Annotated in this window: 7 protein-coding genes; 5 read left to right on the top strand and 2 right to left on the bottom strand. The window is 61.2% G+C overall.

Features of this window, described 5'->3' with window-relative positions; genetic code table 11:
* Positions 1 to 96 precede the first annotated feature (96 nt).
* Positions 97 to 1842, top strand: a complete 1746-nt coding sequence (locus SLW75_RS01340; protein ID WP_410933308.1) for a phosphoethanolamine transferase CptA — start codon at positions 97 to 99, stop codon at positions 1840 to 1842.
* A 91-nt stretch (positions 1843 to 1933) separates the two neighbouring features.
* On the opposite strand, the gene SLW75_RS01335 is transcribed toward SLW75_RS01340, so the two are convergent.
* Both SLW75_RS01335 and SLW75_RS01330 read right to left on the bottom strand, forming a co-directional pair.
* Positions 1934 to 3490, bottom strand: coding sequence for a TerC family protein (locus SLW75_RS01335; protein WP_410933307.1), 1557 nt, complete (start codon positions 3488 to 3490; stop codon positions 1934 to 1936).
* A 437-nt stretch (positions 3491 to 3927) separates the two neighbouring features.
* Positions 3928 to 4419, bottom strand: coding sequence for a GNAT family N-acetyltransferase (locus SLW75_RS01330; RefSeq protein ID WP_192135939.1), 492 nt, complete (start codon positions 4417 to 4419; stop codon positions 3928 to 3930).
* A 604-nt stretch (positions 4420 to 5023) separates the two neighbouring features.
* Here SLW75_RS01330 and glgA point away from each other — a divergent pair.
* From glgA to SLW75_RS01310, 4 genes are read left to right on the top strand one after another with little or no spacing between them, the layout of a single operon-like run.
* The gene (gene glgA / locus SLW75_RS01325; protein WP_410933306.1) at positions 5024 to 6610 is read left to right on the top strand and encodes a glycogen synthase GlgA; all 1587 of its coding nucleotides are present in this window, start codon (positions 5024 to 5026) and stop codon (positions 6608 to 6610) included.
* A 25-nt stretch (positions 6611 to 6635) separates the two neighbouring features.
* Complete coding sequence (gene treZ / locus SLW75_RS01320; RefSeq protein ID WP_410933305.1) at positions 6636 to 8462, top strand: malto-oligosyltrehalose trehalohydrolase; 1827 nt, start codon at positions 6636 to 6638, stop codon at positions 8460 to 8462.
* Entirely contained in the window at positions 8452 to 10536 is a 2085-nt protein-coding gene (malQ, locus tag SLW75_RS01315) for a 4-alpha-glucanotransferase (RefSeq protein WP_410933304.1), read from the top strand. Before treZ ends, malQ begins: the two co-directional genes overlap by 11 nt.
* Positions 10533 to 13319 carry a malto-oligosyltrehalose synthase gene (locus SLW75_RS01310; RefSeq protein WP_410933303.1) on the top strand — a complete coding sequence of 929 codons (2787 nt, stop codon included), beginning with the start codon at positions 10533 to 10535 and terminating at the stop codon, positions 13317 to 13319. Before malQ ends, SLW75_RS01310 begins: the two co-directional genes overlap by 4 nt.
* Positions 13320 to 13331: the final 12 nt, after the last annotated feature.

Here is a 13331-nt window from a genome sequence, read left to right as displayed (position 1 = left end):
CCGACCCTTAACAGGTTGGTTGCTGGCCAATTGCTGGCACTGGAATGAGTTCAGGCGGTGTTCTGCCGCCTGAAAAGGTCTATAGCGGAGCGCTTGATGACAACGATGAAACGGAGCACTGCGACTCCGAAAGGGTTCGACTGGGCGGGCATCATCTGGCTGTTCGTGTTTTTCTGGTACTTCTCGGGCATCACTCAGCTGCTTATTCAGCTGACCGGTATCACCGGTTTCGCCGGCTTCCGTCAGGCGTTCGTGATCAGTGGCATCTGGCTCGCGCCCATGCTGATGTTCCCGCAAAAGACCCGGGTCATGGCGGCCGTCATCGGGGTGGTTCTGTGGGCCTGCTCCATGGCGAGCCTGGGTTACTTCTTCATTTACCAGCAGGAGTTTTCCCAGAGCGTCATCTTCATCATGTTCGAATCGAACATCTCTGAAGCCGGCGAATACATGACCCAGTACTTCGCGTGGTGGATCGTGCTGGCGTTCATCGCCCACACCGCGTTCGCGATATTCCTGTGGACCCGCCTGCGCCCGGTGTACATGCCGCGTCCTCGCGCGTACGCCGTGGCCGCCGCACTGTTGATCGGCATCATCGGTTACCCGCTGGCCAAGCAGTTCGCCCGCCACGACGACACCGCCTCGGCCCTCGAAGCCTTCGAGTCGCGCATCGAGCCGGCGGTGCCATGGCAGATGATCGTTGCCTATCACCGTTACACCCAGCAGCTGGATGGCATGCAGGACATGCTGACCAGCAGCAGCAACATCGCTCCGCTGAAAAACCTCAAGGACGCCCAAGCCGACCTGCCCACCACCCTGGTGCTGGTGATTGGCGAGTCGACCAACCGCGGGCGCATGCATCTGTACGGCTACCCGCGCCAGACGACGCCGAACCTGGACGCCATGAAGGACCAGTTGCAGGTGTTCAACAACGTCATCACCCCACGGCCTTACACCATCGAGGCCCTGCAGCAGGTATTGACCTTCGCCGACGAGGAAAACCCGGACCTTTACCTGAAGACGCCGTCCATCGTCAGCGTGATGAAACAGGCAGGCTACAAGACCTTCTGGATCACCAACCAGCAGACGATGACCAAGCGCAACACGATGCTGACCACCTTCTCCGAGCAGGCTGACGAGCAGGTCTATCTGAACAACAACCGCAACCAGAACGCCCGCCAGTACGACGGCGACGTGCTCTCGCCGTTCGCCAAGGCACTGACCGATGCCGCGCCGCGCAAACTGATTGTGGTTCACCTGCTCGGCACGCACATGGCTTATCAGTACCGCTTCCCGGAAGAATTCGCGAAATTCAGCGGACGTGACGGCGTGCCGGCGGACATCGATGACAGCAAGCTGGAGTTCTACAACAGCTACGACAACGCCGTGCTGTACAACGATTTCGTGGTCTCCAGCCTGATCAAGGAATACGGCAAGGCCGACCCGAACGGCTTCCTGCTGTACCTCTCGGACCACGGCGAAGACGTTTATGACTCGCCAGGCCGCAATACCCTGGGCCGCAACGAGAACAAGCCGACGATCCCGATGTACACCGTGCCGTTCATTGCCTACGCCTCGCCGAAGTGGAAGCAGACCCATGACTGGAATTTCGAGAGCATCCACGACCGTCCTTACACCAGCTCCAACCTGATCCACACCTGGGCGCAACTGGCAGGGCTGAGCTTTGATGAACTCGATACCACCAAGAGCCTGGTCAGCCTGGACTTCAAGGCGCGCCCTCGACTGATCGGCGACCCCTATGCGCCGAAGGGCTTGAGTGACTTTGCCCACATGGAGAAGGCCGCCAGCCAGCCCGGCGCCATGCCTCAGGTGGTGAACAAGTAATAGAGGCGAAGTAAGGTTCGCTCCAAACGAAAAGGCCTGCGCAATGCAGGCCTTTTTTGTTTCCGCCGGGATGAGTAGGCGTCAGCGGAGGTTATGTTGACGGCGTCTGGCGCAACAGTACGCGGGTCACCCGCCGCTCCTGCACTTGCACGACCTTGATGTGCCAGCCTTCCCATTGCAGCTCATCACCTGTCACCGGCAAGCGATCCAGCAGGCTCACCACCAGCCCGGCAAGGGTCTGATAGTCCCCGGTCGCCCGCGCCTTGAAGCCGATGCGTTCGCGCAGGTGGCTCAGGTTCATGGCGGCGTTGACCAGCACGCCCTCGCCCTCTTCGATCAAGTCCGGGCCCTCGATTTCGCTGGCGTCCGGCAACTCGCCGGCGATGGATTCGAGGATGTCGGTCATGGTCAGGATGCCGGCGAAGTCGCCGAATTCGTTGATCACGAACGCAATGTGCGTGGACTGGGCGCGCATCTGTTCCAGGGCGTTGAGGATCGAGAAACTCTCCAGCAGATTGAGCGTCGGTCGAGCCAGGTGTTCGATGTTCGGCTCTGCACCGGACAGCCAGGCATTGAGCATTTCCTTCTTGTGCACAAAGCCCAGCGGCTCGTCGATACGGCCCCCGCGGATCAACGGCAGCCGTGAGTACGGTGAGTTGACCAGTCGCTGGCGAATGCCTTCCGGCGTGTCATCCAGATCGATTACATCGACGTCGTTGCGCACCGTCATCACACCGCGAATGGGGCGCTGGGCCAACTGCAGCACGCCGCTGATCATCACCCGCTCGCGGCGGTCGAACACCACCTCGTCGCTGTCGCCATCGAGCATGTCGGCGATCTCCTCACCGACCTCCTCGGCACTCGGCCTGCGGCCACCCAGCAGGCGCAACACGGCGTGGGCCGTGCGTTCGCGGCGCGGCAGGTCGCCTTTGACGCTGCGCTTGCGACGGGCACGGGCAATCTGGTTGAACACCTCGATCAGGATCGAGAAACCGATGGCCGCGTACAGATAGCCCTTGGGAATATGGAACCCCAGGCCGTCGGCGGTCAGGCTGAAGCCGATCATCATCAAAAAGCCCAGGCACAGCATGATCACCGTCGGGTGCGCGTTGACGAAGGCGGTCAGCGGCTTGCTGGCGATGATCATGATGGCGATCGAGAACACCACGGCGATCATCATGATCGACAGCTCATCGACCATGCCCACGGCGGTGATCACAGCGTCCAGGGAGAACACCGCATCGAGCACGACGATCTGCGCGACGATGGGCCAGAATAGCGCGTAGGTCGTACTGCCGGCCCGCTGGGTGACGTGACCTTCCAGCCGCTCGTGCAATTCCATGGTCGCCTTGAACAGCAGGAACACGCCGCCAAACAGCATGATCAGGTCGCGACCGGAAAAGCTCTTTTCGAAAATCTCGAACAGCGGCTCGGTCAGCGTGACCATCCACGAAATGCTCGCGAGCAGGCCCAGGCGCATGATCAACGCCAGAGACAGGCCCAGCACCCGCGCGCGGTCGCGCTGCTCAGGCGGCAACTTGTCGGCGAGGATGGCGATGAACACCAAGTTGTCGATGCCGAGCACCAGCTCAAGCACGATAAGGGTCAACAGGCCAAGCCACGCCGTGGGATCAGCAATCCATTCCATGGGTCAGCGCCCCTTCTCGATCAATGGGACAGACACGAAAAGGCCCGACACACGGCAAAGTGGGTCTAGCCAGATAGAAATCTTGTTTAAGGGTGATGACGCGGAATGAACGCCTGGAATCCTGTTCGAAAGGGACCAGCGACTGGGAGGTTCCAGAGAGAGCGACATGTGAGTCCTGAAAGCAATACGGGAGGCGATCCTATCGCGCTCTCGGAATCGCCTTACAGGACAGAACTGTTACAAAGGATTTGCGCATTATTGCGTGCGTTTAGCGGGAGCGTGAGTGAATGCATTATTGCGTGCGTTTGCAGGAGCGTAAGTGAACGCCTTGGTAGGACTGGCTTTAGCCGGGAAGACTTATGGCGTCACACCGCAAAATTGAGGGTGTTCACACCGGCCTCTTCCCGGCTGAAGCCGGTCCCACTAACAGCGCTCAGCTACAGCGCTTTTTGCCAAAACAACGCTCGCCCCATCTGCGGGTCCAGCTGGTAGTCGGCGAAACCGAGCTTGCGGTAGGCGCCTTTGGCGGCTTCGTTGCCTTCCAGCACTTCGAGGGTGATTTTGCAGCAGCCGCGCTGGCGGGCGATTTCCTCGACCTTCGCCAGCATCTTCTGACTGATGCCCTGCCCTCTGGCCGAGGCGATCACTACCACATCATGGACGTTAACCAAGGGCCGGCAGGCGAAGGTCGAGAACCCTTCGAAACAGTTGACCAGGCCAACCGGCTCGCCGGCGATGAACGCCAGCACGCTGAACGCATGGGGGCGCTTGGCCAGTTCGATCGCCAACTGCTGACGGGTGTCCGTGGACAGCGACTTCCCGCCGCCCATCGCGTCCTCGGCGTATTGATTGAGCAGAAACCCGATGGCTTCAGCGTGAACCGAATTGCTATAGCTGGCTTGCAGTACCAGAACCTCAGGGGCTTGCATTGACTTCCTCTACCGCTGGAGAAACCTCAACAGGCGCTCGACTCAGTGTGCCGACGTGCCGCGTGGCGCCGATTCTAACGCCCTGGCCGCAAAAATATCCTTATACAGAAGTAGGAAATGTCTCTGATCGTTCAGGATTTGTTCCGGCACGCACCGAGAAAAGGCAGCGCTATCGAAATGTGCGTCCCGCGTCCCACAAAGGCGCAGGCCCTGCGCGGGAGTAGACCATCGGCACGATGATTGTCCAACAATCCGACCGGCGGCACCCCGTTATACCGGCCGACACCCCATGCTCCACAACGGCGCATTCAGGGGCTTGCAGATCGGCAGAACTCCCCGAATGACAGGATGCGCCGGATCGCAATCCCGCATGCCAGACACGGCCCGGAAAAATTGTCGAAACTTCTACACAGGCGCCGGGGTCATGTGAATAGAGCAACTATGCTGTTGAAAAATCGAAGCAGAGTACGCTTTCACCTTGTTCCTTTATCTGCAGTCGGTAAATGGGTATCGATCTTGCGTAGGTCTTGTGTGCCTGGCCATAGGAAATGGCCGCTTACAACTAAGTGCTGTACCAACACTGCATATCGAACTGGAGAAAACGATGATTAGTGCCGCTGTCAAAACCCAGAAGGGAGAGAGTTTTAATCAGCCGGCCAGCGAGCTGACCCATCTGCCGGTCTTCGCAACGACGAGCGCACCTGTGCTGCAACTGCCTCCTGTTCAACCAGTGGTTTCTTCGGTTACCCGCAAGAAAGTCCTGTTCGTGACTTCAGAGATGGCCGACCTGGTGAAAACCGGCGGCCTGGGCGATGTGTCTGCCGCACTGCCGCGCGCCATGCGCCACCTGCACGATGTACGCGTGCTGATTCCCGGCTATCCACAGGTCATCAATAGCGGCAATCCGATCCACATCATCAGCGAGCTGCCCGGCCACGCCGCGCTGCCTCCCTGCAAGATCGGCCGGATGGACATGAAAGACGGTCTGGTCATCTACGTCCTGATCTGTCCCGAGTTGTACGAGCGTGAAGGCACGCCCTACGGTGACAATGACGGCCGCGACTGGTCCGACAATCACATCCGTTTTGCCCGCCTGGGCCTGGCGGCCGCCGACTTCGCAGCCGGCGCGGTCAAGACCCAATGGTGCCCCGAGCTGGTTCACGCCCACGACTGGCCAGCAGGCCTGGCCCCGGCGTACATGAAATGGCGCGGCCAGACCACGCCGTCGATTTTCACCATTCACAACCTGGCGTATCAGGGCTTTGTGAGCATTGCCTCCAGCCGCGAGCTGGGCATTCCGGACTCGGCATTGAACCCGGAGGGCATGGAATTTTACGGCCAGCTGTCGTTCATCAAAGCGGGCATGGCCTACTCCAGCCACATCACCACCGTGAGCGCGACCTACGCCAAGGAAATCACCACGGCGGATTTCGGCTGCGGGCTGGAAGGTTTCCTGCAGAGCAAGGCCGACCGCGGTCAGCTCAGCGGCATCCCCAACGGCATCGACGAGAGCTGGGACGCTGCCACCGACGAACACCTGATTTGCCGCTTCGCCCCGAATGAGTGGACCCGCAAGGAAATCAACGCTGACTACGTGCGCGAGCTGTTCGAACTGGAGCCGTCCACTGGCCCACTGTTCGCCGTGGTCTCCCGTCTGGTTTACCAAAAGGGTCTGGACCTGACCATTGGCGTGGCCGAGTACATCGTCAACAACGGCGGCCAGATCGCGATCATCGGCCGTGGCGAGCCTGAAGAAGAAGACGCCATGCGCGACCTCGCCGCCCGTTTCCCGGGTCAGGTCAGCGTCCGGGTGGGCTTCAACGAAACCGACGCACGTCGCATGTTCGCCGGCAGTGACTTTCTGCTGATGCCTTCCCGTTATGAGCCTTGCGGCCTTAGCCAGATGTACGCACAGCGCTTTGGCTCGCTGCCGGTCGCACGTCGTACGGGCGGCCTGGCGGACACCATTGAAGACGGCTGCACCGGCTTTCTGTTCGACGAATCTACCGTCGAAAGCTACACCGACGCCCTGACCCGCGCCTTCAAGGTCTTCGAAAGTCCTCTGTTGCTCAACGCCATGCGCTGCCGCGCCATGGCCGCTCCGTTCGATTGGCACAAAGCGGTAGAACCCTACGCTGATCTGTACCAGGAGCTGCTGAAAAAGAATGCGGTCGCGGTACTGCACTACTGATAACTCAATGATCAAGGAATTACGGATGCCTTCGCGCACGGATCAAAACTGGCGCCACGGCGCCGTCATGCTGGATCAACAACACACCCGGTTTGCCCTCTGGGCACCGGATGCCAAAAACGTCAGCGTCGAATTCGAAAACGGGCCTGCCCAGGCCCTTCAGCCAGAGCAGGACGGCTGGTTCGTTCTCGACACCGAGTGTGTTGCCGGCACACGCTATCGCTACAACGTCACCCTCGATGCACAAAACAACCTCACTGTTCCTGACCCGGCTTCCCGGGCGCAGGACGGCGACGTGCATGGTTACAGCATCGTTGTCGACCAGGCCGCCTATCAGTGGGAAAACACTGAGTGGCAAGGCCGGCCCTGGCACGAGGCCGTCATCTACGAGCTGCACGTCGGTGCACTGGGTGGCTATGAGGGCATTGAAAAGCACCTCCAGCACTTGGTCGATACCGGCATCACCGCTATCGAGCTGATGCCTATCGCGCAGTTCCCGGGGAACCGTAACTGGGGCTACGACGGGGTGCTGCCTTATGCTGCCCAGTCCTCCTACGGCACGCCCGACCAGCTCAAGCACTTGATCGACACCGCCCACGGTCTGGGCCTGGCGGTCATTCTCGACGTGGTCTACAACCACTTCGGCCCGGACGGCAATTACCTCGGCGCCTACGCCAAGCACTTCTTCCGCAGCGACAAGAAGACCCCGTGGGGCGACGCGATCGATTTCCGCCGCCGTGAGGTGCACGACTTCTTCATCCACAACACCATGATGTGGCTGCAGGACTATCGGTTCGACGGCCTGCGCTTCGACGCTGTGCACGCCATCGAAGACCCGACCTTCCTGCAAGACCTGGCCAAACACGTACGCGATGCAATCCCGTCCGAACGTCACGTCTGGCTGACCCTGGAAAACGAGTTCAACGAAGCCGGGCGCATGGATCAGGGCTACGACGCCCAGTGGAACGATGACGGCCACAACACGCTGCACGTCCTGCTGACCGGCGAGACGGACGCGTACTACACCGACTTCGCCGAGAAGCCTACGCAGAAGCTCGCCCGTCTGCTGGGTGAAGGCTTCGTTTATCAAGGCGAATCCACCCGCCATGGTCACGCCCGGGGCGAACCCAGCGGCCACCTGCCGCCGACCTCCTTCGTGCTGTTCTTGCAGAACCACGACCAGATCGGCAACCGTGCCTTCGGCGAGCGGCTGGTCCAGCTGAGCCCGCCGCAAGCATTGCAGGCGGCGACCGCACTGTTGCTGCTTTCACCAATGGTGCCGCTGATGTTCATGGGCGATGAATGGGGCGCGAGCGAACCGTTCCTGTTCTTCACCGACTTCCATGACGAGCTGGCAGACGCCGTGCGCGAAGGCCGTCGTGGCGAGTTCAAGGATTTTGCCGCGTTCAAGGACCCGGCCAAGCGCGAACAGATCCCCGATCCCAACGCGCTGAAGACCTTCGAAGCCTCGCGCCCGGCGTTCGATGCGCTGCTGCTGGAAACCGACAAGGGTCAGGACCATCGCAACTGGCTTGAGCTCTACAAAACGTTGCTGCACATTCGCAAGACCGAGCTGTTCCCTCGCCTGCACGGCGCCAGCTCCCTTGGCGTGAAAGAGCTGGGCGACAAAGCCGTCAGCGCACGCTGGACACTGGGCGACGGCAGCGAGCTGCGCATCGACCTGAACCTCGGCACCGAGGCGGTCGACACCGATGATTACAGCGGCTACAGAGTGCTTCATCAGTCCCACGCCAAGTCCGCAGAACTTTCCCCATCCGCCACCCTCAATCCATACACGGCCATTGTCAGCCTGAAATCGAGTGATGTTGTGGAGGAACAGGATGAGCAATGAGCAACTGGAAAGACTGGCGGCCCAGGCGGGCCTGTCGGTTGACTGGAAGGACGCCAACGCCAAACCGCAACACGTGAGCCCCGAGGTCCTGCGCAAGGTCCTGGGCGGTCTGGGTTATCCCGCCGAGACAGAAGAAGACGTCGAAGCCAGCCTCAAACGCCTGAACGAAGAAAGCCAGCCGGCCACCCCGCCACCGTTGATGACCGTCGACCATGGCAAGGATCTGGACCTGTCGAGCTGGTTCGCGCCAGCCACCGCGTTCAAGCTGACGCTGGAGGACGGCTCGCTGCTCGAAGCGAAGCTGACCGACAAGGCCGCCCTGCCAGGGTTGGCCGCCGTCGGCTATCACGAGCTGGAAGTGGATGGTCAGCAGTTGACCATCGCCGTTGCGCCGAAGACCTGCTACAGCCTGACCATGGCCAGCAACGACTCCATCGCCCGCGACTGGGGCCTGACCACGCAGCTGTACTACCTGCGTCGCGACGGTGATGGCGGTATCGGCGACACGCAGGGGCTGGAAGCTTTCGTTCGCGATGCCGGCGCACGTGGCGCCTCGGCCGTGGCCATCAGCCCGGTTCACGCGATGTTTTCCAACGACAGCGAGCGCTACAGCCCCTATTCGCCGTCCAGCCGGTTGTTCCTCAACGCGCTGTACGCAGCGCCCGGGACCATTCTGGGTGACCGTGCGGTTGAAGTCGCGATCGAGAAGGCTGGCCTGGCCGAGGAATTCAAGCGCCTCGAAGGGCTTAAGCTGATCGACTGGCCGGCCGCGGCAAAGGCCAAATGGACACTGTTCCGCGAGCTGTATGCCGGCTTCACGGGCAGCGATCACCCTTTCCACGAGGATTTCAAGAGCTTCCGCCGCGCAGGCGGTGAAGCGCTGGAAAACCACTGCCGCTTTGAGGCCTTGCGTGATGCCGGCGATGAACTGGGCATCGGCGGCAACTGGCATGAATGGCCGGAGCAGTACAAAGATCCGAAGAACCCCGCCCTCGACGCCTTCGCCGCCAGGCATGAGAAAGAGATCGGCTTCCACGCGTTCGCCCAGTGGCTGATCGCTCGCGGCCTTGAGCGCGCGCAGACCGCGGCGCGTTCGAGCGGCATGAGCGTCGGCTTGATCGGCGACTTGGCGGTGGGTGCCGACGGTGCCGGCAGTCAGGCCTGGAGCCGTCAGGACGAGCTGCTTTCCGCGCTGACCGTCGGCGCGCCGCCGGACATTCTCAATCGCTCGGGCCAGAGCTGGGGCATCTCGGCGTTCTCCCCGACGGGCCTTAAGCGCAACGGCTTCCAGGCGTTTATTGAAATGCTCAGGGCCAATTTCGCCCACGTCGGCGGCCTGCGCATTGACCACGTGATGGGTCTGCAGCGCCTGTGGGTCGTGCCGATGGGGTCGCCTGCCAGTGAAGGTGCTTACCTGAACTACCCGCTGGACGACATGCTGCGTTTGTTGAGCCTGGAATCCTGGCGGCACGAAGCGATCGTTCTCGGCGAAGACCTCGGCACCGTGCCTGAAGGCCTGCACGAAAAACTGTCCGAGCGTGAAATCCTCGGCATGCGCGTGCTGTTGTTCGAACAGGATGATGCGACGTTCAAGCCGATCACCAAATGGTCCAGAGACGCACTGGCGACCACCAGCACCCATGACCTCCCTACCCTCACCGGTTGGCTGAGCGAGCTGGACATCCAGTGGAACAAGACCCTCGGGTTTGTCGACGACGAAGCCGAGCAGAAGATGCGTGACAGCCGCGAGCGTGAACGCCAGGGGCTGGTCAAGGCACTCAAGCAGAACTACACGCTGCCAAGCGGCGGTGACGACATCAGCGCCGCCGACATCATCGACCACAGCATCGCTTACCTCGGCCACACCCCGGCACCGTTGGTGTTGCTCCCGATCGAGGACGCCCTCGGTATCGAGGAGCAGGCGAATTTCCCCGGCACTATCGACAGTCATCCCAATTGGCGACGTCGGCTCAACGGCGACAGCGGTTCACTGCTGGACAACGCCGATGCAGCGCGACGCCTTGAAATTCTGGCAGCGGCACGTAAACAAGCCGCGGAGCGTGATCAAAAATGAGTACCCCTCTTAAATCCCTGCGCGCCACCCAGCGTTTGCAGTTCCACAAAGACTTCACGCTGGACGACGCCACTAAGCTGGTGCCGTACTTCGCCAGCCTGGGCATCAGCCACATTTATGCCTCGCCGTTGCTGAAAGCCCGCGCCGGTTCCATGCACGGCTACGACGTGGTCGATCCACGGGTGATCAACCCCGAGCTGGGCGGTGAGCCGGCCTTGCTGCGCTTCGTCGCGGCGCTGCGCGAGAACGGCATGGGCCTGATTCTCGACATCGTGTCCAACCACATGGCGGTCGGTGGCAATGACAACCCGTGGTGGCTGGACCTGCTGGAATGGGGTCAACGCAGCCCGTATGCCAAGTTCTTCGACATCCAGTGGAATTCCCCTGACCCGCTGCTCAAGGGCCAACTGCTGCTGCCGTTCCTCAGCACCGACTACGGCACCGTGTTGCAGAACGGCGAAGTGCCGCTGCGGTTTGATGCAGAAAACGGCAGCTTCCACGCCGAGCACTACCAGCATCTCTTCCCGATCAACCCGGCTACGTATGCGCCGCTGTTGAAGGCTGCGAAACGTCCCGAACTGGACGAACTGGCCCAGCGCTTTGCCGACCTCGACCACTATCCGCAGGCCTATGAGCGTGCGCGCCAGGCCAAGGCGGAACTGGCCGAGGCGGTCAAGGCCAAGCCCGAGTTGGTCAAGGCCGTTGAAGAAGGCCTGGCGCAGTTCGACTCCAGCACGCCGGAGGGCTTTGATCGCCTGCACCGTTTGCTTGAGCAGCAGGACTATCGTCTGGCCAGCTGGCGCACCGCAGGCGACGACATCAACTGGCGGCGTTTCTTCGACATCAACGAGCTGGGCGGCCTGAAGGTCGAGCGCTCGCAGGTATTCGAGGCGACCCACGGCAAGATCTTCGAACTGATCGTTGAAGGCCTTGTAGACGGTCTGCGCATCGACCACATCGATGGCCTGGCCGACCCGCGCGGCTACTGCCGCAAGCTGCGCCGTCGCGTCGACAGCCTGATGAAACGGCGCCCGGCAGGCACCGAGCTGGACCGTCTGCCGATTTTCGTCGAGAAGATCCTCGGTTCCGACGAGCAACTGCGCACCGACTGGAATACCGATGGCACCACCGGTTATGAATTCATGAACCAGGTGTCGCTGCTGCAGCATGATCCCAAGGGTGAAGCGGTATTGGGCGAGCTGTGGAGCCGCCTCAGCGGACGCACGGCCGACTTCAACAAGGAAGTCCTGGAAGCTCGCGACCTGGTCCTTCACGGCACACTGGCCGGTGATTTCGAGAACCTGGCCCAGGCGTTGCTGCAGGTGTCGCGCAGTGACGTGATGACCCGCGACATGACCCTTGGCGCCATCCGCCGCGCGCTGCTGGCGCTGGTCAGTAACTTCCCGGTCTACCGCACTTACCTCACCGCTTGCGGCCGTTCTGCCGAAGACGAGCGTTTCTTCCAGCAGGCCATGGATGGCGCGCGCGAGATGCTCAGCGAGGGCGACTGGCCAGTGCTGGACTCGCTCAAGTTGTGGCTGGGTGGCGAGAAGCTGCGTGACTACCCGACGGGCCCGTTGCGCGAAATGCGCCGCAAGGCCGGCAACCGTTTCCAGCAGCTGACCTCGCCAGTGGCCGCCAAGTCGGTGGAAGACACCTCTTTCTACCGCTCCGCCGTGCTGCTGTCGCGCAACGACGTGGGCTTCCACCCGCAACATTTCAGTGCGCCGGTGGAGGCGTTTCATCAGGTCTCGATCGAGCGTCACAAGAGCTTTCCGAACAACCTGCTGACCACCGCGACCCACGACCACAAGCGCGGCGAAGACACTCGCACCCGCCTGGCCGTGCTCAGTGAACTGGCGCCCTGGTACGCCGAGCAGGTCGAACGCTGGCAGCAGCTGTCGGCACCGCTCAAGACCGGCGACACCCACATCAGCCCCGGTGACGAGCTGATGCTGTATCAAGCGATCATCGGCAGCTGGCCGCTGGATCTCGAAGGTGAGCCGGCCTTCGAAGCCTACGCAAAGCGCCTGACTCAGTGGCAGGAAAAGGCCCTGCGTGAAGCCAAACTGCACAGCAGCTGGAGCGCTCCCAACGAAGCCTACGAGACCGCTTGCCGCGAGTTTCTGGAGCACGTGCTGCTCAGCGCCGACGGTCTGGCACTGCGCCAATCCATCGGTGCCACGGCCAATCGCATCGCGACCGCCGGCGCGCTCAACAGTCTGGCGCAAACTTTGCTGCGAATGACAGCGCCCGGTGTGCCTGATCTGTATCAGGGCACCGAGTTCTGGGACTTCAGCCTGGTGGATCCGGACAACCGCCGTCCGGTGGATTACCCCGCTCGCGAACAAGCGTTGCAGGCGTCCGTGCCGGTCACCGAGCTGTTGAACCAGTGGCACGACGGCCGGATCAAGCAGGCGTTGATTGCTCAGGTGCTTAGCCTGCGCAACCAGTACCCCGCTCTGTTCAGTGAAGGCGAATATCAACCGCTGGAAGTGGTAGGGGAAAAAGCCGATCACGTCGTGGCTTTTGCCCGGGTAACGAAGGAGATGCGGGCTATTGTTGTGGTTCCGCGCTTGCCGGCTGAACTATTGGGCACTGCGCAAACTCCATTCATCAGTGCAGCAAATTGGGGCGATACACGAATCAACCTGCCGTTCGCTGATTCACATCCAAATTGGAAGGGACTTTTTTCACAGGCTACAGTCACATCCAGCAAGGAACTGTTGCTCAGCGCAGCGCTCAAGGAAATTTCTGTAAACCTGCTTATACAAACCTTGTGATACCGGGAGTGT

The sequence above is a fragment of the Pseudomonas sp. W5-01 genome (assembly GCF_046540435.1).
GTDB classification, from domain to species: Bacteria; Pseudomonadota; Gammaproteobacteria; order Pseudomonadales; family Pseudomonadaceae; genus Aquipseudomonas; species Aquipseudomonas graminis_B.
Note: the sequence above shows the minus strand (reverse complement) of the source record. Positions and strands in the feature narration are given on the sequence as shown.

Coding starts and splice junctions, on each gene's coding strand:
- SLW75_RS01330 (WP_192135939.1), bottom strand. CDS start 4,419: ATGCAAGCCCCTGAGGTTCTGGTACTGCAAGCCAGCTATAGCAATTCG.
- SLW75_RS01340 (WP_410933308.1), top strand. CDS start 97: ATGACAACGATGAAACGGAGCACTGCGACTCCGAAAGGGTTCGACTGG.
- SLW75_RS01310 (WP_410933303.1), top strand. CDS start 10,533: ATGAGTACCCCTCTTAAATCCCTGCGCGCCACCCAGCGTTTGCAGTTC.
- treZ (WP_410933305.1), top strand. CDS start 6,636: ATGCCTTCGCGCACGGATCAAAACTGGCGCCACGGCGCCGTCATGCTG.
- malQ (WP_410933304.1), top strand. CDS start 8,452: ATGAGCAATGAGCAACTGGAAAGACTGGCGGCCCAGGCGGGCCTGTCG.
- SLW75_RS01335 (WP_410933307.1), bottom strand. CDS start 3,490: ATGGAATGGATTGCTGATCCCACGGCGTGGCTTGGCCTGTTGACCCTT.
- glgA (WP_410933306.1), top strand. CDS start 5,024: ATGATTAGTGCCGCTGTCAAAACCCAGAAGGGAGAGAGTTTTAATCAG.